The sequence below is a fragment of the Qipengyuania pacifica genome (assembly GCF_019857205.1).
Taxonomy (GTDB): Bacteria; Pseudomonadota; Alphaproteobacteria; order Sphingomonadales; family Sphingomonadaceae; genus Qipengyuania; species Qipengyuania pacifica.
This window is the reverse complement of sequence record NZ_JAHWXO010000007.1, coordinates 121,808-144,172: the sequence shown is the minus strand read 5'-3', so window position 1 is coordinate 144,172 and position 22,365 is coordinate 121,808. Positions and strand designations below refer to the sequence as shown.

Annotated in this window: 23 protein-coding genes and 1 tRNA gene; 18 read left to right on the top strand and 6 right to left on the bottom strand. The window is 61.5% G+C overall.

What is annotated here, in order from left to right; all coding sequences use genetic code 11:
* Positions 1-129 precede the first annotated feature (129 nt).
* Complete coding sequence (gene fumC / locus KYK83_RS12445; RefSeq protein WP_222828477.1) at positions 130-1,515, bottom strand: class II fumarate hydratase; 1,386 nt, start codon at positions 1,513-1,515, stop codon at positions 130-132.
* A gap of 169 nt (positions 1,516-1,684) precedes the next feature.
* Between fumC and KYK83_RS12440 the strand changes: the two genes are divergently transcribed.
* The 3 genes from KYK83_RS12440 to KYK83_RS12430 all read left to right on the top strand — a co-directional run bounded on the left by KYK83_RS12440 (position 1,685) and on the right by KYK83_RS12430 (position 5,182).
* A complete protein-coding gene (locus tag KYK83_RS12440; protein ID WP_222828476.1) occupies positions 1,685-2,668 on the top strand; it encodes a hypothetical protein in 984 nt (327 codons plus the stop codon).
* A gap of 61 nt (positions 2,669-2,729) precedes the next feature.
* Complete coding sequence (locus tag KYK83_RS12435) at positions 2,730-4,820, top strand: RelA/SpoT family protein (RefSeq protein ID WP_103025131.1); 2,091 nt, start codon at positions 2,730-2,732, stop codon at positions 4,818-4,820.
* Positions 4,817-5,182: a VOC family protein gene (locus tag KYK83_RS12430; RefSeq protein WP_222828475.1), complete on the top strand. Its 366-nt coding sequence runs from the start codon at positions 4,817-4,819 to the stop codon at positions 5,180-5,182. The genes KYK83_RS12435 and KYK83_RS12430 overlap by 4 nt, the downstream gene beginning before the upstream one ends.
* 76 nt (positions 5,183-5,258) lie before the next feature.
* On the opposite strand, the gene KYK83_RS12425 is transcribed toward KYK83_RS12430, so the two are convergent.
* The gene (locus KYK83_RS12425) at positions 5,259-6,335 is read right to left on the bottom strand and encodes a peptidylprolyl isomerase (RefSeq protein WP_222828474.1); all 1,077 of its coding nucleotides are present in this window, start codon (positions 6,333-6,335) and stop codon (positions 5,259-5,261) included.
* 242 nt (positions 6,336-6,577) lie between these two features.
* Here KYK83_RS12425 and KYK83_RS12420 point away from each other — a divergent pair.
* A tRNA-Ser gene (locus tag KYK83_RS12420) sits at positions 6,578-6,668 on the top strand.
* Between the two features lie 44 nt (positions 6,669-6,712).
* Here KYK83_RS12420 and KYK83_RS12415 read toward each other — a convergent pair.
* A complete protein-coding gene (locus KYK83_RS12415; RefSeq protein WP_248284442.1) occupies positions 6,713-7,414 on the bottom strand; it encodes an NAD(P)-dependent oxidoreductase in 702 nt (233 codons plus the stop codon).
* 157 nt (positions 7,415-7,571) lie between these two features.
* On the opposite strand from KYK83_RS12415, the gene KYK83_RS12410 reads away from it, so the two are divergent.
* Both KYK83_RS12410 and KYK83_RS12405 read left to right on the top strand, forming a co-directional pair.
* Positions 7,572-8,333 (top strand): cytochrome c oxidase assembly protein, encoded by a 762-nt coding sequence (locus KYK83_RS12410; RefSeq protein ID WP_222828472.1) that lies wholly within the window; start codon positions 7,572-7,574, stop codon positions 8,331-8,333.
* Position 8,334: 1 nt separating this feature from the next.
* Positions 8,335-8,826 carry a CopD family protein gene (locus KYK83_RS12405; RefSeq protein WP_196847626.1) on the top strand — a complete coding sequence of 164 codons (492 nt, stop codon included), beginning with the start codon at positions 8,335-8,337 and terminating at the stop codon, positions 8,824-8,826.
* On the opposite strand, the gene KYK83_RS12400 is transcribed toward KYK83_RS12405, so the two are convergent.
* On the bottom strand, positions 8,793-9,341 hold the full coding sequence (locus tag KYK83_RS12400; RefSeq protein WP_234003226.1) for a DUF2231 domain-containing protein: 549 nt from the start codon (positions 9,339-9,341) through the stop codon (positions 8,793-8,795). The genes KYK83_RS12405 and KYK83_RS12400 overlap by 34 nt on opposite strands.
* 81 nt (positions 9,342-9,422) lie before the next feature.
* On the opposite strand from KYK83_RS12400, the gene KYK83_RS12395 reads away from it, so the two are divergent.
* From KYK83_RS12395 to KYK83_RS12385, 3 genes are read left to right on the top strand one after another with little or no spacing between them, the layout of a single operon-like run.
* Complete coding sequence (locus KYK83_RS12395; RefSeq protein ID WP_248284441.1) at positions 9,423-10,031, top strand: cytochrome c oxidase subunit II; 609 nt, start codon at positions 9,423-9,425, stop codon at positions 10,029-10,031.
* The gene (ctaD, locus tag KYK83_RS12390; RefSeq protein WP_222828470.1) at positions 10,028-12,505 is read left to right on the top strand and encodes a cytochrome c oxidase subunit I; all 2,478 of its coding nucleotides are present in this window, start codon (positions 10,028-10,030) and stop codon (positions 12,503-12,505) included. The genes KYK83_RS12395 and ctaD overlap by 4 nt, the downstream gene beginning before the upstream one ends.
* Positions 12,502-12,813, top strand: coding sequence for a hypothetical protein (locus KYK83_RS12385; protein ID WP_222828469.1), 312 nt, complete (start codon positions 12,502-12,504; stop codon positions 12,811-12,813). The genes ctaD and KYK83_RS12385 overlap by 4 nt, the downstream gene beginning before the upstream one ends.
* A 9-nt stretch (positions 12,814-12,822) precedes the next feature.
* Here the strand turns inward: KYK83_RS12385 and KYK83_RS12380 are convergent, their stop codons facing one another.
* Together KYK83_RS12380 and KYK83_RS12375 are read right to left on the bottom strand one after the other, a co-directional pair.
* Positions 12,823-14,154, bottom strand: coding sequence for a PQQ-dependent sugar dehydrogenase (locus KYK83_RS12380; protein ID WP_222828468.1), 1,332 nt, complete (start codon positions 14,152-14,154; stop codon positions 12,823-12,825).
* Positions 14,151-14,579, bottom strand: a complete 429-nt coding sequence (locus KYK83_RS12375) for a DUF2231 domain-containing protein (protein WP_222828467.1) — start codon at positions 14,577-14,579, stop codon at positions 14,151-14,153. Before KYK83_RS12375 ends, KYK83_RS12380 begins: the two co-directional genes overlap by 4 nt.
* A 237-nt stretch (positions 14,580-14,816) precedes the next feature.
* Between KYK83_RS12375 and KYK83_RS12370 the strand changes: the two genes are divergently transcribed.
* From KYK83_RS12370 to KYK83_RS12330, 9 genes are all read left to right on the top strand, one after another.
* Positions 14,817-16,982: an ATP-binding protein gene (locus KYK83_RS12370; RefSeq protein WP_222828466.1), complete on the top strand. Its 2,166-nt coding sequence runs from the start codon at positions 14,817-14,819 to the stop codon at positions 16,980-16,982.
* Complete coding sequence (locus KYK83_RS12365) at positions 16,979-17,350, top strand: response regulator (RefSeq protein ID WP_103024457.1); 372 nt, start codon at positions 16,979-16,981, stop codon at positions 17,348-17,350. Before KYK83_RS12370 ends, KYK83_RS12365 begins: the two co-directional genes overlap by 4 nt.
* Positions 17,343-17,636 carry an Hpt domain-containing protein gene (locus KYK83_RS12360; RefSeq protein WP_222828465.1) on the top strand — a complete coding sequence of 98 codons (294 nt, stop codon included), beginning with the start codon at positions 17,343-17,345 and terminating at the stop codon, positions 17,634-17,636. Before KYK83_RS12365 ends, KYK83_RS12360 begins: the two co-directional genes overlap by 8 nt.
* 84 nt (positions 17,637-17,720) lie before the next feature.
* Positions 17,721-18,347: a response regulator transcription factor gene (locus KYK83_RS12355; RefSeq protein WP_222828464.1), complete on the top strand. Its 627-nt coding sequence runs from the start codon at positions 17,721-17,723 to the stop codon at positions 18,345-18,347.
* Between the two features lie 139 nt (positions 18,348-18,486).
* Entirely contained in the window at positions 18,487-19,095 is a 609-nt protein-coding gene (locus KYK83_RS12350; RefSeq protein WP_222828463.1) for a hypothetical protein, read from the top strand.
* A 424-nt stretch (positions 19,096-19,519) separates the two neighbouring features.
* The gene (locus tag KYK83_RS12345) at positions 19,520-20,551 is read left to right on the top strand and encodes a hypothetical protein (protein ID WP_222828462.1); all 1,032 of its coding nucleotides are present in this window, start codon (positions 19,520-19,522) and stop codon (positions 20,549-20,551) included.
* Between the two features lie 151 nt (positions 20,552-20,702).
* Positions 20,703-21,260 carry a hypothetical protein gene (locus tag KYK83_RS12340; protein ID WP_222828461.1) on the top strand — a complete coding sequence of 186 codons (558 nt, stop codon included), beginning with the start codon at positions 20,703-20,705 and terminating at the stop codon, positions 21,258-21,260.
* Between the two features lie 56 nt (positions 21,261-21,316).
* Positions 21,317-21,490, top strand: a complete 174-nt coding sequence (locus tag KYK83_RS12335) for a hypothetical protein (protein WP_222828460.1) — start codon at positions 21,317-21,319, stop codon at positions 21,488-21,490.
* Positions 21,491-21,609: 119 nt separating this feature from the next.
* Positions 21,610-22,365, top strand: coding sequence for a fimbrial biogenesis chaperone (locus KYK83_RS12330; protein WP_234036504.1), 756 nt, complete (start codon positions 21,610-21,612; stop codon positions 22,363-22,365).

Here is a 22,365-nt window from a genome sequence, read left to right as displayed (position 1 = left end):
TTTGTTCCTTGGCACGATTTTTCTGGTCACGCGTCCCCATTGCAACATTTCTGCAACTATGCGCGGGCTGCAGCAACATCGTTGTCGAGTGCTTAGGGGCGCTGGAATAAGTGCAATGACCTTGTGGAATCAGACCATGTCCTCTGGACGGACCAGGCGGTCGAATGTTTCCGCGTCGACCAGTCCCAGTTCGAGCGCGGCTTCCTTGAGGGTCTGGCCGTTCTTGTGCGCGTGTTTCGCGATCGTCGCGGCGTTGTCGTAGCCGATTTCGGGGGCGAGCGCGGTGACCAGCATGAGCGACCTGTCGACCAGGGCGGCGATCTGGTCCCTGTTCGCTTCGATCCCGTCCACGCAGCGTTCGGCGAAGCTCTCCATCCCGATCGCGAGCAGTTCGATGGAGCGGATCACGTTCGAGCCGATCAGCGGCATGAAGACGTTGAGTTCGAACTGCCCCTGCATGCCGCCGACCGTCACGGCCTGGTTGTTGCCGATCACCTGCGCTGCGACCATCGTCAGCATTTCGCACTGCGTCGGATTGACCTTGCCCGGCATGATCGAGCTGCCCGGCTCGTTGGCAGGCAGCGACAGTTCGCCGAGGCCCGAGCGCGGACCGGAGCCGAGAAAGCGGATGTCGTTCGCGATCTTGTTGAGCGCCACTGCCAGCGTATTGAGCGCGCCGGAGAAAAAGACGAGCCCGTCCTTTGCCGCCAGTTGTTCGAACTTGTTCGGCGCAGGTTCGAATTCGAAGCCGGTGATCTCGCTGATCGCGCCGCTCATGTCCTCGGCCCAGCCATCGGGCGCATTCAGCCCGGTGCCGACGGCGGTTCCGCCAATGGCCAGCTTGCGGATATTGCCATTGAGAGCGCCCTCGATGCGTGCCTTGCAGCTTACGAGCTGTGCGACATAGCCGGAGAATTCCTGCCCCAGGGTAAGCGGGGTGGCATCCTGCGTATGCGTGCGCCCGATCTTCACGATATCGGCGAAGGCTTCGACCTTGGCATTGAGCGAGGAGGTCAGCCGGTCGAGCGCGGGCAGCAGCGCATCGCGGGTGGCGAGCGCCGTCGCTACATGAAGCGCGGTCGGGAAGCTGTCGTTCGAACTTTGCGATTTGTTGACGTGGTCGTTGGGATGGACCGGCTCCTTCCCGCCGCGCGTACCGGCGAGCCGTTCGTTCGCGATCCCGGCGATCACCTCGTTGACGTTCATGTTCGTCTGGGTGCCGCTGCCGGTCTGGAAGATGGTCAGCGGGAACTCGTCGTCATAGTCGCCCTTGCGGATTGCCGTCGCGGCGGCTTCGATGGCGTCGGCCAGCTTCCCGTCCAGCCCGTGCTTGCGATTGATGCGCGCGGCGGCCTGTTTCACCGCGGCCTGTGCATGGACGATCTGGATCGGCATGCGCTGGTGAGCGGGGAAAGGGAAGTTTTCCAGACTGCGCTGCGTCTGCGCACCCCAATAGGCGCTGCTCGCCACATCGATCGGTCCGATGGAGTCGGTTTCGGTTCTCGTGTCGGTCATGGTGTCGCTCCTGATACTCGCGCAGACGTCGACCCGATTAGGGTGCTATGATCGCGCTGGCCACCCGTGAGCCGCCGACCCACCTTCCATTTCTTGCATATGTCGTTGCGCCGCGGACAATTGTTGTGTTCGCGGGGGCAGGTTAGGACGCAAACGAAGGAGATGGCCTGTGCTGTATGTACTCCCGAACCGGCTGCGCCCGATACTTCTGCTGCTTGCGCCGCTCTTGGCAATCTTTGCCGCGCGCATGGCAACTCACAGTGAAATTGCCGCTCGCTATCCGCGCACTGCCGCCTTGTGCTTTCTATGGATTGCCGCCGACAGCCTAACGTTGGCGCTCATCGCAAAGTCGCCGCGCAACCGGCCGCAACTGCGCGCCGTGCTGGGCGCCATCGCGACGGGTTTTCTGGTCGCGACCCTGGGCGCGGCCGATCCGGTCCGCGCTGCGCTGCTCGACATGCACGCCGTAGTTCTGGCGATGGCTCTGACCGTGGCCACTTATACCGGGTGGAGCCTGTGGCGGGCCAAACGGGTTTTTGAGCGGACTGGATCTATCGCAGAGGCCGCGCAGCAGGTGCTGCCCGAATTGCTTGTGCGCATGGCAGCGTATGAATTCGCCATGCTTCGCCTGGCGCTGTTCAGCTGGGGCGTACAGCCCGATATCCCTGCGAAAACGCAGAGCTTCAGCTGTCACCGCATAGTCAATCCGATGATTGCCACCTTGCTGGTACTTCAGCTGATCGAGATTGGAGTGATGCATCTGCTGGTCAGCCACTGGAGCGCCACGGCAGCATGGATACTGTTTGCGCTGGGCGTCTGGGGTTTGCTTTTCACCATTGCACTGATGAAGGCGTTCCGGATCTATCCTGTGCTGATGGACGAAAACATAGTGCGTGTGCGGGCGGGAACGCTGACCGACTTCGCGGTGCCCCATTGCGAGATTGCAGGCGTCGATGCGGCCATTTCACTGGAAGAAGCCAAACGCAGCGACGTTCTACATGCCGCCATTCTGGCGCATCCGAACATAATCTTGCGGTTGAGAAGGCCGATCCGGCATCGTGGGCTTTTCGGTAAAACGCGGACGGTCGAGCGGGTGGCATTCCGGGTCGATGAGCCAGAGCTGTTCCTCACTGCGCTGCGCGAACGTATTTAGTCGGACCCGAGGCACTTTTGCGTTGCATTGCGGTAGGGTTTGCCCACATCGTCAGAACAGAATGCTGCGCCAATACGAACTCGTAGAGCGGGTCAAGGAATACGACCCCGACGCCGATGAGGCGATGCTCAATCGCGCCTATGTCTATACGGTGCAGAAGCACGGCACGCAGACCCGGGCCAGCGGCGATCCCTATTTCAGCCATCCGGTCGAAGTCGCCGGGCTGATGACCGATCTCAAGCTCGACCAGGAAACAATCGCCACCGCGCTGCTCCACGACACGGTGGAAGATACGCTGGCGACGATCGACGACATCGAGGCGAATTTCGGCACCGATGTCGCGCGGCTGGTGGATGGCGTGACCAAGCTGTCCAAGATCGAGCAGATGCCCGAGAACGAGCGCGCGGCGGAAAACCTGCGCAAGTTCCTGCTGGCCATGAGCGAGGATATCCGCGTGCTGCTGGTGAAGCTGGGCGACCGGCTGCACAACATGCGCACGCTGCATTTCATCAAGAACCCGGAAAAGCGCCAGCGCATCTCGCGCGAGACGATGGACATCTATGCCCCGCTGGCAGAGCGGATCGGGCTGTACGAATATATGCGCGAGATGCAGATGCTCGCTTTCGAACAGCTGGAACCCGAAGCATTCCGGACCATCACCCAGCGGCTGGACCAGATCCGTAGCGAGGATGGGGGCCAGGTCGATGCCATCGCGCTCGACATGAAACACGCGCTGGCGGAAGCCGGGATAACCACCGAAGTATCGGGCCGCGAAAAGCACCCCTATTCGATCTGGCGCAAGATGGCCGAGCGCCATGTGAGCTTCGAACAGGTGACGGACATCATGGCCTTCCGCATCATCTGCGAGGAAGTGTCCGACTGCTACCGCGCGCTGGGCGTGCTGCATACGACGTGGCAGTTCCTGCCCGGCAAGTTCAAGGACTATATCTCGACCCCGAAGAACAACGGGTATCGTTCGCTCCACACCTCTTTGATCTATGGCAAATCCATGCGGGTCGAGGTGCAGCTGCGCACCCGCGAAATGCACCGGATCAACGAATTCGGCTTTGCCGCGCACTGGGCCTACAAGCAGGGCAATCGCCCCGACGGGCAGGTTGCCTGGCTGCGCGATCTGATCGAGATCGTGGATGCGAGCCACGATCCCGAAGAGCTGCTGGAGCACACGCGGCTGGCCATTTACCAGGATCGCATCTTCGCTTTCACGCCCAAGGGCGCGCTCTTCCAGCTGCCAAAGGGGGCGACGCCGGTCGATTTCGCTTTCGCCGTGCACACGGATCTGGGCGCGCAGACGGTGGGCGCCAAGATCAACGGGCGGCACATGCCGCTGCGCACGCAGCTGAACAATGGCGATGTGGTCGAGATCATCAAGAGCGCGCAGGCCGATCCGCAGATGAGCTGGCTGGGCTTCGTCGTCACCGGCAAGGCGCGTGCGTCCATCCGCCGCGCAGTGCGCCTGAAGGAGCGCGCCGAAGTGGCCGAAATCGGTAAGAAGCTGTTCGACGAGATCGCTTTGCGGGTGCCGGCAAAGATCGGCAAGAAAGCCCAGCGCGAGGCGTTGCGGCGACTGGAAATGGACGAGGAAGAGGATCTCTATTACGCCATCGGATCGGCCAAGATTTCCGATCGCGAGGTGATGGAGGCTCTGGTTCCGGGAAGCACGGCAGAGCTGGAGGACGAGCCCGACTGGGCGAAGAGCGGCAAGGCCCTGTCGATCCGCGGGCTGACGCCGGGCGTCGGCTTCAAGCTGGCGGAATGCTGCCACCCGGTACCCGGCGATCGGATCGTCGGGCTGCGCAAGCCCAATGAAGGTGTCGAAGTGCACACGATCGACTGTCATCACCTCGCCAGCGGTATCGACAGCGACTGGCTCGACCTGTCGTGGGGCAAGCGGTCGCGCGGGGCCACCGGGCGCCTGCGGGTGACGCTGTACGACCGGCCGGGCACGCTGGCCGAGATGGCGGGTATCTTCGCGCAGAACCACGTCAACGTGACGAGCCTCGACCAGACCCAGCTCGACCATCCGTTCACCACCTACGAAATCGATCTGGAAGTACAGGACGTCCCCCACCTCAACCGTATTCTCAGTGCCCTGCGCGCCAGCGATTCCATCGCTCAGGCGGAGCGGGTATGACCGCCGTCATCGGCATCGACCACGTGCAACTGGCCATGCCCCATGGGGGCGAGCCGCATGCACGGCGTTTCTGGATCGATGTCATGGGACTTGCCGAGGTGGCAAAGCCTGCACATCTGGCCGTCAACGGTGGCTGCTGGTTCGAAAGCGCCGGTATTGCGATCCACTGCGGGGTGGAGGAAGGTTTCCTCCCGTCGCGCCGGGCGCATCCGGCATTGCTGGTCGATGATCTGGCTGGCCTGGTGGCGAAGCTGGGCAAGGCGGGTATCCGCTACAAGCCGGGCAAGGATCTGGAAGGCTATCGGCGCGGCGATATCGCCGACCCCTTCGGCAATCGCATCGAATTGATGCAAAAGGTCTGACGGAGGGCGAGGCCGCGCATCCGTTTGGACGGCGGCGCTTGCCAATCAGCTCATATTTGGCGCCATCGATGCGGCGTCATTGACTGCCCGTGCGCCGGACCGGCACCGGAATATTGCAGATATCCGCGCCGCCCGCCGGAACGATGAAGAAGGGGTCGCGGCGATTGGCGCGCGCTTCGGCATAGCGGGCGAAACTGGCGCCGTTTGTCGCGAGATATTCGAACGAGGGACGCTCGGATGCGGGAAGATCGGCAGCCACCCGCACGGTGAGGATCGGTGTGCGCATCGCTTCGTCTTCGTAGAAGCCGAGCTGGCCTTTGCCGCGCGGCAGGCTGGACAGATGCTCTATCCCTTCGACCACGCGCCCGACCAGAGCGATGTTGCGATCCAGATGCCGCGGGGCATGGCCAATCACAGTGTAAAGCTCGGCCCCGGTCCCCGTGTCGGGTGACATCCCGCGCCCAACACCGACCATGCCGTAGCAGTGCACGGGCCAAGCGATCATCGGCTTAGTTGGTGCGATCCTGAATTGAAGCCCATAAGGAAACCCCAAAGCGAACGGAAAGCCGCTGTTGAAACCGTAAGATGAAGCATAAGGACCGGTGATCCGCACGGGATTACGAGCATCCGGCCAAGGTATGTTCGCAGAACCATAGGTCCTCCCAAACTCGTGCCGCCCCGCATCGGTCCAGGTGATAGGAAAAAGGTCCTCGTCCACACTTAGGGTATATGGAGTGCTGATAACCGCGTCGGAGTTCGGAACTTGCAGCCCTTCCGGCAGCGGTTTCGCCGGGCCGTCCGCTTCCGGGTTGTCGTAATTGGGATCGCCCCACTGGACGACGTAATTGTCCTGCACGCGGTTGACGCTGATGCCGTCGTACCAGTTCGCGCGCGCAAGCGTGCGGATGTTCTCCACCCACCCCTGGCTGAAAGGCGCCGGCATGAGCTGGATCACCACCTTGCGTTCCGATCCGTCCGCGGCAGGAGCCAGGGTCATCACCAGCAGATCTTCGGGCGGGATGACGACCCATTCTTCCGCGGGGGCCTGATCGACGATCTCCGCAGGCGAGGGCGGCGCAGGCGTTGCCTCCTGCGCGAAGGAGGGGGCAGCAAGCGCAAGCAGCGCGGCGAGGGAAATCAGCGGTCTCGTCATCGCGCATGGCGTGCCACCGTGCGCGGGAAAACAAAAGCCCCCACCTGCGCATTGTAGGGGCAGGAGGGGGCTTCGAGACGGAGTTCGCAGGGTATGCCTGATCCGCGCAGCTCCGTCGCAGCGCGTATCCTACTCCCATTTATGCAAATGCCAATAACACGCATGCCGTCCCGGCTTGCGGAATCATCGCCTCGCCGCTAGAGGCGCGCCTTCCTTGCTTGGCATGTCCGGGCGGGGAATGCGGAGCAGTGGCCGAGTGGTCGAAGGCGCACGCCTGGAAAGTGTGTATACGGTAACCCCGTATCGAGGGTTCGAATCCCTCCTGCTCCGCCATTTTCCTGTCTTATGCGGACATGTAGGCGGTGCGCCGAGGCTCCCTATAATCCGACGAATTCTTCGCCCAGGGCGAGGGGGCTTTCAAACTTTTCGTCCTCGGGGGCGCCGACGGCCGGTTTGGCGCGCACGTGTTTCTCGTTCTTCACGCAATCGACCATGAAGGCGCCGAGATCTCCTATGCGGCAGCGGAAGGCTTCCTGCGGGAGGTGTTCTTCATCGACCAGCAATTCGCCGTTGGCCGGCTTTTCGATGAGCCAGGCGGGACGCACGGCGGTCCATTCGAGATTTGCTGCCTCTTCCAGAGACGCCTCCATTTCCTTCATCTGTTCCAAGATGTTGTGCAGCGCCGGGACGACGGTGAGCTTGAACCACTTCGGCAAGCTGGGCTGATCGGCGACGAAGGCCGCAGAGATCACCACAATCCGGTCGATGCCAGCGCGCTGCATGCCGTCCAGGATATTGCCTGTGCCTTTGGTGTAGAGCGGGGGAGGGGACATGGCATTGCTTGGCGAGAAGGCGACACCCAGCGTCGAAATTACCGCATCGCAGCCTTCCATTGCGTCGGCGAGATCGTCTTCGAGCACGTCTGCCTGGCGATAGGTCACACCTTCGAGGCGGTCCTCCTCATCCGGCTGGGAGCGGTCGATAGCCACGACCTCGAGCCCGGCGCGCAAGGCATGTCTGACAACTTCGCGACCGGTTGCGCCGCTGGCGCCGAACACTGCAATCCGTTTCTGGCTCAAATTCGATACTCCCGCATCCCGTTTGCCGGGATAAATTGTTGCAATTGACCGTTTCCAAACCGCAATTCCGACCGCTATGTTCCCTCGTACACGCAGGGAATTATCCAGTTTCAGGCTGCCTCGGCGGGGTCGATCCATTTATCCGGGAGTGATGCGAATGTTTGCCGGCAGTTATTGCGGAAGCCCACCGGGCCTCCACGAAATCGCCATGCGGTGGAATTTCGACCCGGCACTGATCGCTGTCCTGGCATGCGGGCTGGCCTTGGCGTTGCGGGCACGCAACCGGTTGGCAGCCTCCGGGGTCGCGCTGCTTGCGGTCGCTTTCGTTTCGCCGCTCTGTGCTGCGAGTGCTACGCTGTTTTCGGCCCGCTCGGTCCATCATCTTTTTCTGATCGCGGCTTCGCTGGCCTTTGCGATGGCGGTGCGTGACAGCGGTACGTCGAGCCGTATCGTGCGTGCGCTCTCCGGCCTTCACATCCCGGTCGGCCCTGCAACGATCGTCATGACCGTCGTGCTATGGGGTTGGCACGTGCCGGCGCTCTACGATGCTGCGCTCTCCAACATGCTGGTGTACTGGGCGATGCAGCTCTCGATCCTCGCGACGTCCTTCGCGTTCTGGCATGCGGTTTGCCGGGCGGGCGCGGTGGGTGCAGTTGGCGGGCTGCTGGGCGGCATGGTGCAGATGGGTTTTCTGGGCGCACTGCTGACATTTGCAGCGCGGCCGTTTTATCTGGTCCATATCGTCGCTGCGCCATCGTGGGGTATTTCGGCGCTGGCCGACCAGCAATTGTCCGGGCTCATCATGTGGGTCGGCGGGATGGCGCCTTTCGCGATCGGCGCAGCCGTGATCGCTCGCAAGGCGTGGTTGCGTCAGGACGACATCATGCCCGCCGGCGGCATTGTCCGGAACCCGGCCTGAGATGATCCTCTCGCTCGTCAAGGCGGTTCACATCGCCGCTCTCATCATATGGTGTGCAGGGCTGGTGGGTCTGCCGCTCATGCTCAGCAAGCACGAAATCGGGGAGGGTCAGGGCAGCTATGCCCAGCTGCGCCTGCTGACCCATCGCGCGTATTCCTATTTCGTCACCCCCGCCGCCATCATTGCCATTACCGCAGGCACCGCACTGATTTTCCTGGCTGGGGCCTTCACCCTGTGGATGTTCGTGAAGCTGCTGGTTGTCGGCGTTCTGGTTTCGCTGCACGCTTGGATCGGGCATCTGGTGATCCTGATGAGCGAGAGGCGGGGCAGCTTCGTTCCGCGAAGTGCGCTGCCCACACTCCTGCCGATCGTCGTTGCGATGGTGGCGATCCTGTTTCTGGTACTGGGCAAACCGACACTCGACAGCTTCGCCCCGGCCTGGCTGGACCACCCGCTCGGTCATGAACTCCCGGTCGACGAGACCCCGATTTGATATTCGAAAACAAGCTTGCCCCCGTGCCAGCCGGTGAACCCGGTGAAGGCGACGGCGAAGGCGGAGATCATGATGCCAAATGGAAGCACGGCCTGTTCGTACCCGAGCAGTCTGAAACCCCAGTTCATTCCCAGAATGGACAGCAGCATCACGGCGATGATGAAATGCGTCCAGCTGGCGGCGCGCTGGCGGATACCGGGCACACTGAGCAGCTCGATCGTGCCGGTCACCCCGGCGAGAACGCCGAACAGAAACGCCATGCCGGCCGCCCACAACCCGGCGCGCGCCCAGAAAATGTCGCCGGTCCACCAATAGAATATGTCCGCACCAAGAACGCAGGCGGTCAGCGCAATCGGGAAAGCAACCAGCATCGCATGAATTGGATGACCGGCCAGAGCGATGCGCGATTCGAGGCGATGAAAATTGGGCTGCTGTTCGACCGGATCGACCAGCTCGTCGGGGTTCCCCTCGACCAGTTCCTTTTCGGCAACCTCTTCGTGCAACGTGTCGGTCAATGGTTTCATCCTCTGCGTAATCGGGTGCGTGCGGCGAGCGCGACGTTCGCGCTTGCCCCTCTTGCGGCCTGCAACGGGTCATTGTCCACAATCGATCCTGCCGGACCGTCCGCCTTGCGGGTGGCAGACCTGTGGTGGTGGATGCTCGGCGGGTCCCTGTTGTTGTCGGCCCTGGTCTTTACGCTTCTATTCATGGCCCTGTTCAGGCGCGGTGTCGCAGACCGCCAGAAGCCGGATCGAAAGAATGTGTGGATCGGTTGGCTAGGCCTGGCCATGCCGATCGGCGTTCTTTCGGTTCTGCTCGTCTACGCCCTTTGGGTGGGCGAGCGCAGCCTGCCCACTGGCACCGCAGCAGTACGGGTCGAGGCTACCGCCTACAATTACGGTTGGACATTCTGTTACGAAGACGGAAGCTGTTCGGAAGGGGTGATGCGCATTCCAGCCGAACGCCGGGTGGACATCGACATAACGGCCACCGACGTGATCCACAGCCTCTGGATACCCCGACTGGCAGGAAAAATGGATGCGATCCCCGGCCAGGTTAACCGCCTCAGGATCGAAGCCGAAGCGCCGGGGCGTTACGAGGCCGTCTGCGCGGAATATTGCGGCATAGGCCACGCCGATCATCGTTTTGTGGTCCAGGCGTACGACATTGGCGATACGGCGGACGCATTGGAGGCGGCACGATGAAAGCAATCCAGCTCCACCGCGATCTGACGCGCATCTGGGAAGGCGAGCCGGGCTGGCGCGGCGTTCTCACCAGCGTCAGCCACACCGATCTGGGCAAGCGCTTCATCATTGCAGCAGCTGTTTTCTTTGGGATCGGGGGCGTGCTCGCCATGCTTATCCGGGCTCAACTTGCGACGCCCGAAAGCGCTTTCGCCGGGCCGGAGGTCTACGGACAGATCTTCACGATGCACGGCAGTATCATGATGTTCCTGTTCGCCATTCCCATGCTGGAAGGGCTGGCCATCTATCTGCTGCCCAAGATTCTTGGCGCGCGCGATCTCGCCTATCCTCGGCTGACTGCTCTTGGCTGGTGGTGTTACCTGTTCGGCGGTTCGATCATGATCCTGGCGCTGCTGGGTGGCGTGGCGCCCGATGCGGGCTGGTTCCTCTATCCGCCGCTGTCGGGCAAGGAGTTTACGCCCGGCGTCAATTCGGATGTCTGGCTATTGGGCATTACCTTCGTCGAGATTTCGGCCATGTGCGCCGCGATCGAAATCGTGGTGACTATCCTGAAGTTCCGCGCAGCGAACATGTCGTTGACCAGAATGCCGATCATGGCGTGGTATCTGTTGGCGACGGCAGGAATGATGATCTTCGGCTTTCCGCCGCTGATCCTCGGGTCGATCCTGCTGGAACTCGAACGCGCGTTCGGCTGGCCGTTCTTCCAGCCCGAACTCGGCGGATCGCCGCTCCTGTGGCAGCACCTGTTCTGGCTGTTCGGCCATCCGGAAGTCTATATCATCTTCCTGCCGGCGGCCGGTGCGCTGTCCACCATCATTCCGGTCATGGCACGCACACCGCTCATCGGGTACGGCGCGATCGTGACCGCGGTCATGGCGCTCGCCTTTCTCAGCTTCGGCTTGTGGGTCCACCACATGTTCACCACCGGCATTCCGCACATGGCGCTGGGCTTTTTCTCTGCCGCATCGGTCCTGGTAGCGATACCGACTGCCGTTCAGATATTCGCCTGGATCGGTACGATCTGGGCAGGGCGACCGAAATTCACGCTGCCGATGTATTACATAGTCGGTTTTTTTATCGTCTTCGTGCTGGGCGGCCTGACTGGCGTGATGCTTGCGATCGTGCCCTTCGACCAGCAGGCACACGATACCGCTTTCGTAACCGCACACCTGCATTATGTGCTTGTCGGTGGGTTCGTATTCCCCATGCTGGCAGCGGCTTATTACTGGATGCCGCATGCCACAGGGCGGACGCGCGTGATGCGATTGGGTATAGCCGCCTTCTGGCTGATCTTAATCGGTTTCAACCTGACGTTCCTGCACATGCATCTGACGGGTCTGCTGGGTATGCCGCGTCGCATGTACACCTATCCTGCGGAAGCGGGCTGGACCTGGCTCAACCTGATATCCTCCGTCGGCAGTTTCATGCAGGCCTTTGGTTTCGGGCTCTTCGCGATCGACATCGCATTGCAGCGCCGGGTCGGCAACCGGTCGCGGCGTGACCCATGGAATGCCGAAACCCTGGAGTGGGCGATGCCTACCCCGCCGCCGCAGTATAATTTCGCCAGCCTGCCCACGGTCGACTGCCGCGAACCGCTTACCCGCGATCGCCTGCTGGGCGCAGGCCTCGCTGCCGGCAGGGGGTTGCTGGGCCGTACGATCGGCCACCGACGAGAGACGCTTGCCGTGGACATGGTTACTGGCGCGCCGGAGCATGTTGCCATCCTGCCCGGGCCGAGCATCGTTCCTTTCCAGACCGCTCTAGTCATCGGCGGCTTCTTCCTGTCGATGCTGTTGAGCCTGTATTGGCTGGCGCCGGTTTTCATTCTCGGTACGGCGGTCATGGTCTGGCGCTGGACAGCGACGACTGGAACAACCAAGGACGACGGGCCTGTCGATACCGGACAGGGTGATCAATTACCCACCAGTTTCGCGGTGCGCGGCAGCGTGGGCTACTGGGGCAGTGTGCTGGCAATCGCGGCGAGCGCAACGCTGTTCGCCTCGTTGGTGTTCGGCCATTTCTTCCTTTGGGTCGTTGCCCCCAACTGGCCTCCGCCTGGCGACTTCGGCGCATATTTCCTCGAACCTGCGCTGGTGACAGCAGGTTCACTCCTTGCTCTGGCCGCAGCGCGGATTGGCGCGCGCGATTTTGCACGATCGAGAAATGGCGCCATGATATCTGCTTGTAGTCTCGCATTGGCCGTTGCCGGTCTTCTCATCGGTGCAATTCGCCATTTGCCGGGCCCCGGCGAGCATTCGTTCGCCGCCGTCGGCTGGACACTGACAAGCTACGCGGTCTTCTCGGCAATTGTCGGGCTGCTCGCGCAAATATTCATAACCCGCCGGATCGCGAGCGGGCATACGACCTCCGACCGCCCCCATGAATTGCGCATCGCTGCGGTATGGAGTGATTACGGGGCCGCCGTCGCACTGGCTGTTGCCTGGATACTGTCGCTGTCGAGTGCATCGCTATGACGGCGCTGGTCCGCATGATCTCGGGCCTTGTATTGTGGAGCGTGGCTTTCGCAGTGCTTTACGCACTGCAAGGACTGGGCTGTGCACGAGGCTGGACCGAACCGGCCGTATTCGGCCTTACGCAGACAAAGGCGGTTCTGCTTGCGGTCTGGGCGGGGCTGATCGCCTCACAGGTGGTGCTGCTGCTTTGGCTGATGCGACGGCGCGATACGCAGATGGAGCGCATCGGCATAGCGATCGGGTGGATCGGCCTCGGCGCTACCGTGATAACGGGGCTGCCGATCCTGGCAATATCGACCTGCTTCTGACGTACGCTCTTAGCGCGTCGACTGGCGCGCTTCGCCAGCCGGTACAGCCGAACCGCCTTGCAAGGCGACACGCCAAACGGTGTTGGAAACGTCATCCGCTATCAGCAATGCTCGGCGCTGCTCGTCGAACAGGACACCGACAGGGCGTCCGCGGGCGTGCCCGTCCTTCAGGAAGCCGGTAGCAAGGTCGATAGGCTTGCCCGAGGGGCGCCCGTTTCGGAACGGCACGAAAGTAACCTTGTAACCCGACGGATCGCTGCGGTTCCAACTGCCATGTTCACCCACGAACGCGCCTTCGGAGAAGGAGCCCCCAAGGCCGCCGTTCGTGGTGAAGTCCAGTCCCAACGCGGCGACATGCGAACCAAGAGCATAATCTGGCGCTATCGCCTTGCGCACCAGATCAGGCCGCTGCGGGCGAACACGGGGATCAACATGTTGACCGTAATAGCTATAGGGCCAGCCATAGAAGGCGCCCTGGCGAACGGATGTAAGATAGTCGGGGACCAGTTGCGGCCCGAGTTCGTCCCGCTCATTAACGACCGCCCACAATTGCTCGGTCCAGGGATTGATGGACAGGGCCGTCGGGTTGCGGATGCCGGAGGCGAAGATGCGGTTGGCACCGGTTTCGCGGTCGATTTCCCAGATTACCGCGCGGTCTTCCTCCACATCCATACCGCGCTCACCGACATTGCTGTTCGAGCCTATGCCGACATACAGCTTCGAGCCGTCCGGGCTGGCGGTCATGGCCTTGGTCCAGTGATGGTTGATCACCGATGGCAGCTTGGTCACCTCGGTGCCCGGGCCATCGATACGCGTAGCGCCTTCGGTGTAATCGAAGCTGACCAGATTTCCCTGATTGGCGACGTAGATTTTCCCGTCGACGAAAGCCAATCCGTACGGAGCATCGAGCCCATCGATGAAGGTGGTCTGCAGATCGGTCTGCCCATCGCCGTCGCGGTCGCGCAGCAGGGTGATGCGGTTACCGCCTTCGACCGAACTTTTACCGCGCTTCTTGATCATTCCGGCGATGACATCCTTCGGACGGACAGCCGGGGCGTGTCCACCCGATCCTTCGGCAACCAGTATGTCGCCATTGGGCAGAAGCAGCATCTGCCGCGGGATTTTAAGGTCTTTCGCAATCGCAGTTACCGTGAAACCTTCGGGCACGGTCGGAAGTTCGCCGTCCCAGCCTTTGGGCGTGGGAATTTTCATGGCGGGCAAGAGCGTGTCGCTTTGCTGAGGAAGGTCGGGCCGTTCGCCTGTCTGATCCAGATCGGGATCGCTTTGCGATTGGCACGCGGCGAGGGAAGCTGCGAGAGCGAGAAGTACGATCCGTTTCATGCCCGATACTCCTTAACCTGGGTTTGGCCATAGGCGAGGAAGGCTGCGACAAAGGCCAGGATCGTACAGAGGATCGAGAGGACAAGACCGAAGGTGCCGACCGAATGCCAACCGTCACGTGCGTGCTGAAAAGCGTTGAGGACGCCGGCAATGAACATCAGCGCGACCACGATCACATATGCCCACCCGCGCTGCCTCGTGCGGCCAAGGAACTGGCTGACAAGGGCCCAGGCAAGAACAAGTCCCGCAAATACATCGGCCCCGGCAATCAGCCAGGATGAAAAATTGGTCCACTGGATGACCGCCGTGTTGAGATAGGTGATGTCGGACAAGAGTGCGGCGGGGTACAGCGCAACGGGAAAAGCAAGCAGGATCGCATGTATCGGGTTGGTGAATGACCTGGTTCGAGCAAGCGTTTCAGCCATGTAGATTTCCTCCGATTGTCATTCACTCCTGAACGCTAACCCCCCGTGGGAGGAATGGTGCCGGTGCCTGCTGCATTTAAGTGCTGCCGACGTAAGCTGTGTCTTGCTCCGTTCCCGTTCCCGCGAGCACGCCGGAGCCTGCTTTCTTTACGTTTTGTTAACCTCGATTTCCTAGCGAACGGGGCTCGAAGCATCGTGAAGAAGCGGCGGCTACTCAGCTACTAGAATGTCCTTTTCTTGAAACTTTCAGCGCAAAGATTGCGGATCGGGCTCGTCGGGTGGGTCCTGGTCGCCTCATGTATCGGTACGTTGATCATTCTCGCCTTTCTGGCGATCTCGACAAATCGTGGTTTCGAGGAAAACGACCGGCTTCGCCATCTCGTAACCGACTCATATGACGCAAGGTCGGCGCTGCAGGAGTTGATGACCCTGCATCAGGATATCGAGATAGGTCAGCGCGGTTATGCCATCACCGGTGATACCGCGTTCCTCGAACCATATCGCATTGCCGAAGCGCAAGTCGAAGGGCAGCTGAATGCAGTCGCCGCACGAACGAGCAAGATCGGCTCAACGCAGCTGGTTGCGCAGCTCAGGCAGGCGTCCCGTGACAAGCGAGATTTTGCCAAACGCACGATCGCCCTGGTCGCCGACGGTCGGCGCGGGGAAGCCCAGCGACTGATAGCGACCGGAGCCGGCAAAGTGCTGATGGACCGCGTTCGCGGATTGGTCGAAGAACTATCCGAAGTCGAACGGCTGATGCTGGATCGGAGTACCGCCAATGCCGAAACCGATCGGCAAAAGCTCCAAGGGCGGACGCTGGGGCTTGAAATCGGGCTGATCCTCCTGCTGACACTGGCCGGTCTGCTGGTCTTGCGCAGCCAGTTGAGCAGGCAATCGGCTCTGCGCAGGGCCAGCGATATGGCGGCGCGGCAGGAAGCGATCTTCGACAGCTCGATGGATGGCATGATCGTGCTCAACCCCAGCGGCAGTATCGAAAGCATAAATCCCGCAGCGGCATCCATGTTCGGCGCTAGTGCGAGTTCTCTCCTGCGGCGCGATATCGGCATCCTGTTTGAAGTCGCGCCAGATCGTGGACAGATCGAGACTTTCCTCGCCAGGCTCAAGGCCAAGCGTAGCGAGAACAAGGGCCGTATTCAGGAATTCTTCGGCCGACGCAGCGATGGGACGATTTTCCCGCTGGAAGTCTCGGTCAGCCCGGTCGATCTCGCCGACCGGACCAGCTTTGTAGCGGTGTTGCGCGATGTAAGCGAACGCCGCGAAGTCGAGCAGATGAAAAGCGAATTTGTCGCCACCGTCAGCCATGAGCTTCGTACACCGCTTACGTCGATTGCCGGCTCGCTCGGCCTGATAAATGGTGGCGCAGCGGGCGAGGTGTCGCCCAAAGTCGGGCGGCTGATCGAAATTGCGCATAGTAATGCAGCCCGGCTTGTCAGGCTGATCAACGACATTCTCGATATCGAAAAGATCGAGGCGGGGCGGATGCAATTCGATGTTCGACCGCTCGCACTCGCACCATTGCTCGATGCGGCTGTGCATCAGGCGGCCGGCTTCGCCGGTCAATACGATATAGCGCTCCGTATAGAGCCGTTCCCGCCCAATGCCGGAGTGCTGGCCGACGAGGACCGCTTGATGCAGGTGATGACGAACCTGCTGTCGAACGCGATCAAGTTTTCGCGGCGCGGAGAAACGGTCACCGTGGCCGTACGGCCGCTCGATCGTCGATATCGTATCAGCGTGACCGATTGCGGCGAGGGGATTTCGGAAGTCTTTCGCGCGCGCATTTTCCAGAAATTTGCCCAGGCCGATGCATCGGATTCCCGGCAGAAGGGCGGTACCGGGCTTGGGCTCAGCATCGTGAAGGAAATCGTTACACGCCTCGGCGGTTCGATCAGCTTCGATACTGTGGAAGGCAGGGGAACCGTCTTCCACGTCGACCTGCCCGCGGCCGAGCTCCATGGGCCGGTTGCGATCGAAGCACGACCGCAAGAGCGCCGCGAACCCGAACCATCGCTGCCGACGATTCTCCATGTCGACGATGATCCGGACATGCTCGCCGTCGTGGGAAGCGCCTTCGAAGGCAAGGCGCTCCTCCATTCTACGCAGAGCATGTCTCAGGCGCGAGCGTTTATCCGTCGCAGTAAATATGATGCAGCAATTCTCGATGTCGGCATGCTCGATGGATGTGGCACGGACCTGGTCGCTCCACTGCGCGAGCGTTCACCCACCGTGCCGATCATGCTGTTCACCGCACAGGAAGTCGAACCTGTAGCACGTAATGGTATCGATCTCGTCTTGGTAAAATCTCGCGCCAGTCTGGATACGCTGGTCGATCAAACCATCGACCTCATTGAGGCGCGCAAAAATAAGGGAATAGGCCCGTGACCAGCGAAATCCTCTACGTCGATGACGAGGCCGATATCCGCGAGATTGCAGAAATGGCCATTGGCCTGGACCCATCGTTGATCGTGCGAACCTGCGGATCAGGCCAGGAAGGTTTCGAGCAGGCCCGGCAGTCTCCGCCAGACCTGATGCTGCTCGATGTCATGATGCCCGGATTGGATGGACCAGGCGTGTTGAGCCTGTTGCAAGAGGATCCGGTTACCGCCTCCGTGCCCGTTGTTTTTATCACCGCCCGCACGCAGGAGCAGGAGATCGCCCACCTAAAGCAACTCGGTGCGCGGGGCGTTATCGCCAAGCCATTCGATCCCATGACACTGGCCGAACAAGTGCGGAGCTTTCTCGATGGATGACATCGACGAACGCCTTGCGGCCTTTTCCAGGCTGTTCGCGGAGCAGGCCGGCACCAGTGCCGAAGCGATCGAAAATGCGTCGAACACGGGCGATGTGCATAGGCTCCAGCAATTGTGTCACAGTCTGGCGGGGCGCGCGGGCATGTTCGGCGAAGCGGCGTTGGGCGAAGCTGCTAGCCGTATCGAGCAAGCGCTGGAAGCAGGACAGTCGCCACAAAGCCTGTCCGCTGCAATCGACGGGCTGACGGCCCAGCTCAGGGTGGTCCATGCACGAGCGCACCCGTAACGCAGCGGAGTTGAAGCGGGGTGGACCGGCGCTCGATGAGGGTGTTAGGCCTGTCGGCCCCCATGATTTGACCGGTGCAACAGAATGACCAAGGTACTCGTAGCCGACGACGATCCGTTGACAATGGCGGGCATCACGACACTGCTCGACAAGACCAATTTCACCGTCGTTGCGACGGTAAACACTGGCGCCGGGGTGCTGGATGCACTTCCCGGCGCGCGGCCCGAACTTCTGATCCTCGACAACGATATGCCCGAAAGAAGCGGGCTGGATGTTCTGCGCACGCTACGCAGCAAGGGCGACGATCGCCCGGTGGTTCTGCTCACCAGCCGGCTCAATGACGAGCTTGCCCGAGAGGCGGTGAAATTGTCGGTCAATGGCATCGTCATCAAGTCCACGGCGCCTCGTGACCTGCTGGTCTGCCTCGAAAGCGTCGTCCAGGGGCGTCGGTGGATCGATCAGGAAGTCATGCAGCGGGTGATGGAACAGGCCATGTCGCCCGATGCGCCGCGCGATCCCTTCGACGCGCTGAGCGCGCGGGAACGCGCTGTCGCATCGCTGGTCCAGCGCGGGCTACGCAACAAGGAAGTCGCCAGCGAATTGGGCCTCACCGAAGGGACGGTGAAGGTCCATCTTCACAAGGTCTTCGACAAACTCGGTATCCGCGGACGAACCGAATTGATCCTCCTTGCACAAGAGCGTGGCGACTGAGGCTATATCGAAAGTAATAGGCGCTTTTCGCCGAAGGTGAGGGCGTTTGTCTCCGTCGGGTGAATGGCTCGTAATCAACCAATGACGCATCTGTCTGGCATATCGGCGACATGGGGTCGCCGGCTGCAACAGGCGGACAATGAAAACTCTTCACGCGCTCGGAATGGCGATGCTGGTTGCGATCTTCGCGATCGCCGGCCAGCCCGTGCGCGCACAGACCACCGCCTATGCGGCCGGCCAGGGTGCGGTAAACAGCATCGAAGTGGGCGTAGAGGTTCGCGCCTCGGTTACCGGCCGCTGTGGTTTTGCAACGTCGGGCGCACCTTCGGGCACGATCGATCAGGCCGATTTCGATGTGAACGGCTTCAGCCGCGATTTCGCAATCCAGCTCAACTGCACGGGCGCCTCGCGCATTGCCGTGTCCTCGCTCAATGGCGGGATGGCTAGCCAGGGAGCGGGCGGCTCTGGATATCAGACCAAGGCACCTTACCGTGTGGCCCTCTATATGGTGGCCGACAACGGTACGAATGCTTCGGCCACCTGCGATGCGGCCACGCTGTCGGCGGGTGGCTCGTGCAGCTTTGCAGGGACCGCGACTGCAGCCCAGGGGCTCCGCCTTGCCGGAGCCTCGACGAAGGTAAACGGATCGTATCTTCGTGTCAGCGCACCCGCCTATACCGGAAGCGACACGCTCGTATCGGGCCGGTACGCCGACACACTTTCGGTCACTGTCAGCGTGAGTCCCTAACGCCATGGTAACGAACAAGATTCGCCCTTTGTTAGAAACTCGCCTATACCTCCGACGGTGTGACGAAACTGCATGTAATCCGTTCGGCCAGAATTCGCGCGATTGCCGCGCAGTCGACATGTATTGCAGCTGTGTTCTGTTCAGTTCCATCGGCGGCACAAAGCGCGGCAGAAGTGGACATTACCGGTCACGTGGCGCCGCGCTGCTGGGTCTCCGATCCGAAGGCTGTGGTCGTAACGTCCACCCCGGCGGCCAACGCTCGCCGGGCGGTCTGCAATCATTCCGTCGCTCGATCGGTGTCGGAAAACTGGACCGTCATGGCGAAGTTGCAGAGGCAGCCGCGCGGCCCCCTCAGGCCCATACCGGTTCAATCGGCAGAATTCTCTTCTCGCGCTGCACTGGAGATCGTCGTATCGCCTCAGGTATGAGGCGTTGGACAGTAGGTTTTGCAGCCGCCGCCGCGGCTTTCGCGATAGCATCGCCCGCACAGGCTCAATCGCAGATTTCGTCGGTTTGCGGCGTTACCGGTACGGCTACCGCACCGGCCAGCATCACTTATGATCCGTTCTCGCCCGGCGGCCTTTCGGAAGTGACCATCCCGCTGATCCTGCGGCGCAATCGAAGCATTCTTTTTGGGCGCACGGATGAGGTCAGTCTCGTCATCGTCGCACCGACCGGTTCGCCGGCGCTTGACGTGACCTATCGCGGTTTCCGGGTGATTTATCCCGAAGGATCGACGGCGGGTCGTCCCCGGTCGCTGGATTCGCGCGACAACGGTGCCGGGTCGGCGGGTGAAATACGCTATGACTTCGGCGGCATTCTAAGCTCGGATTTGTCCAATCCGCTCAACCTGCGCGTGACCGTGCCGCCTGGTACCGATCTGTCTGCCGGCGACCCGATTGTTCTCGACCTGCTATACATCTGCTCCGGTATCGGTGGACTGGCGAGCATACCCGTTCCCGTTCGCGAACCGGGCACCATTCGGATCAACGTCAACACGGTCAGCGCGCTTCAGGCATATTATGCCGGTTCCCCCCTCGACTTCGGCGAGATCGGTGATGCCAGCACGACGGCGGTACTGGCCGCGCCCGAACGTTACACGACGCCTGCAGGAAATTCGCTGCGCGTGCGCAGCTCCGGCCCGTTCGAGGTGAGGATGCGCTCGCAAAACGATTTCCGCCTTACCTATCCGGGCGGCAACCTCGGCGATGCGTCGCAGGCGATCCGCTACAATGCGCGCTTTCTGGGGCAGGAAGTGACCTCCAATGCCTCTTTCGGAACGCGGACCTGTGCACGTGCGGGCATGGACGGAAGCGCAGGGGTTCTGCCATTGCGCGCGACCTTGAAGGAAGGCGGGGCGGCCAAGACGCCGGCCCCCAACTACAGTGACGTGATCAGCATCACCTTCACGCCGGTGGTCACGGCTGCGTCCGCCAGCAATTGCGCCGGGCTCTGACCATCCGCAACCTATACCCAAGGGTATAGCGAATAACGCTCAAAGTTAGCGCCGTTTTCGCCACCCGCTAAATGGGGCGACGGGCGATTCCCGGCTATTTCCAACTCATCGGGGTGACGAGCCCCTCTGAAATTCTGATTGGAGATACGAAATGAAAAAGCTGGTTCTTTCCGTCCTGGTTCTCGGTTCGGCACTCGGCGCTACCCCTGCTTTGGCGCAGGCAACCGGATCGGTTGACGTCACGGGCTCGGTTGCAGCACGCTGCCTCGCCGTTTCGCCCATCAGCGGCAACATCACCCTTGGCGAACTGGCTAAGACCGACGGCACCGTCGACCCGAGCTTTGCCGGCAACACCGGCGGCCTTACCCGCAACTTCACCGTGAAGTGCAATGGCTCCAACCCGAAGATCTCGGTCGATGCCAAGCCGCTGATCAACGCCGCCGCTACGAACGTACCCGCCGGTTACACCAACACCGTCCATTACACCGCGACGCTGGTTGCCACCGGTGCCAAGGGCGGAACCACTCCGGTTGCCGACCAGTCGCTGACCACAGGCGCCACCTCGGCCCAGGTCGGTGACCGTCTGGCCGCCACATCCAACAATATCACGCTGACGATCGGCAGCGGGCTTACTGCGGATCCGGCTGCGATCCTCGATGCCGGTACCTATGCGGGTAAGGTGGAAGTCACCATCGCACCGACCGCCTGACAGGGGGGTTTCCGGCAGGCGCGGGGGCAGCCTGCCGGAAATTTTTGGAATTCTTCATGGTCACACATAATCCGGCCGATCTCGCGAACGAACTGCGCTTAAGAGCGCAGGATGCCGAGGGCGAGGAGCGTAACGAGCTGCTGTACCTCGCGATCGAATATGAACGCATGGCGCAGGAAACCGGTCTGGCAGCGCGCCCCGAATGGCGCGGAGTAGCCATTCCGAAGTAAGTGCTGCCGCAGGGAAACACCCCTGGGCCTATCCGGCGGTTCGCGGCAATTCGTCCTTGGCGAACCGGGGTGGGTCGGTCCATGGTCGCCCGATAAGGCTGTCTCGCAAGGAGTATCCATTGCAGTCACTTAGAAAAATTGCGGTCGCGCTGCTGGTTACGGTTCTTGGGGTGGTCGGCTCAGTCGCCGCCTATGCGATGATCGTCCAGCCCGTAGTCATCGACTTGACGACAGCCGGCCGCGGTATGAGCGATGTCGTGACTGTCGAGAATACCTTCGACAAACCGCTGCCGGTCGAAATGCGAATCGAGGCGCTGGAACTGAACAGCGACGGCGTGACCCCGACCGGGGTCGATCCCGGCGAACTCGTGGCCTTTCCGCCCCAGGCGCTGATTCCTCCCGGCCAGCGGCAGAGCTTCCGCGTACAGTATGTCGGCGATCCCGACCTTGCGCGCAGCAAGCACTATTTCGTCACGGCCGCGCAGCTGCCGGTTGAAACCAGCGATACGACTTCGAACGTGCAGCTCCTGTACAATTTTCAGATCCTCGTCAGCGTTTCGCCGGATGGCGTGAAACCTTCCTTGTCGATCGCCTCTGCAGAAATCGGCACCGATGCCGAGGGGCGGCCAGCCCCTGTCATTACCGTAACCAATGCTTCGGCTGCGCACGGCTATCTGTCGCGCGGACGGCTCCGGGTCGTCCAGACCGGCGCCGACGGCCGCGAGGTGTTCCGCAAGGAAATTTCAGGCCCGGAGCTGCAGCAGACGCTGGGCTATGGTCTGATTGGCGGGGGCCAGACGCGGCGCCTGACGCTGCCTGTGGTCCTGCCGCAAACGGATGGGCGTGTCGAAGTGCAGTTCACGCCCGACAATTAA

Coding starts and splice junctions, on each gene's coding strand:
- fumC (WP_222828477.1), bottom strand. CDS start 1,515: ATGACCGACACGAGAACCGAAACCGACTCCATCGGACCGATCGATGTG.
- KYK83_RS12435 (WP_103025131.1), top strand. CDS start 2,730: ATGCTGCGCCAATACGAACTCGTAGAGCGGGTCAAGGAATACGACCCC.
- KYK83_RS12430 (WP_222828475.1), top strand. CDS start 4,817: ATGACCGCCGTCATCGGCATCGACCACGTGCAACTGGCCATGCCCCAT.
- KYK83_RS12425 (WP_222828474.1), bottom strand. CDS start 6,335: ATGACGAGACCGCTGATTTCCCTCGCCGCGCTGCTTGCGCTTGCTGCC.
- KYK83_RS12410 (WP_222828472.1), top strand. CDS start 7,572: ATGTTTGCCGGCAGTTATTGCGGAAGCCCACCGGGCCTCCACGAAATC.
- KYK83_RS12405 (WP_196847626.1), top strand. CDS start 8,335: ATGATCCTCTCGCTCGTCAAGGCGGTTCACATCGCCGCTCTCATCATA.
- ctaD (WP_222828470.1), top strand. CDS start 10,028: ATGAAAGCAATCCAGCTCCACCGCGATCTGACGCGCATCTGGGAAGGC.
- KYK83_RS12385 (WP_222828469.1), top strand. CDS start 12,502: ATGACGGCGCTGGTCCGCATGATCTCGGGCCTTGTATTGTGGAGCGTG.
- KYK83_RS12380 (WP_222828468.1), bottom strand. CDS start 14,154: ATGAAACGGATCGTACTTCTCGCTCTCGCAGCTTCCCTCGCCGCGTGC.
- KYK83_RS12375 (WP_222828467.1), bottom strand. CDS start 14,579: ATGGCTGAAACGCTTGCTCGAACCAGGTCATTCACCAACCCGATACAT.
- KYK83_RS12360 (WP_222828465.1), top strand. CDS start 17,343: ATGGATGACATCGACGAACGCCTTGCGGCCTTTTCCAGGCTGTTCGCG.
- KYK83_RS12355 (WP_222828464.1), top strand. CDS start 17,721: ATGACCAAGGTACTCGTAGCCGACGACGATCCGTTGACAATGGCGGGC.
- KYK83_RS12350 (WP_222828463.1), top strand. CDS start 18,487: ATGAAAACTCTTCACGCGCTCGGAATGGCGATGCTGGTTGCGATCTTC.
- KYK83_RS12345 (WP_222828462.1), top strand. CDS start 19,520: ATGAGGCGTTGGACAGTAGGTTTTGCAGCCGCCGCCGCGGCTTTCGCG.
- KYK83_RS12340 (WP_222828461.1), top strand. CDS start 20,703: ATGAAAAAGCTGGTTCTTTCCGTCCTGGTTCTCGGTTCGGCACTCGGC.
- KYK83_RS12335 (WP_222828460.1), top strand. CDS start 21,317: ATGGTCACACATAATCCGGCCGATCTCGCGAACGAACTGCGCTTAAGA.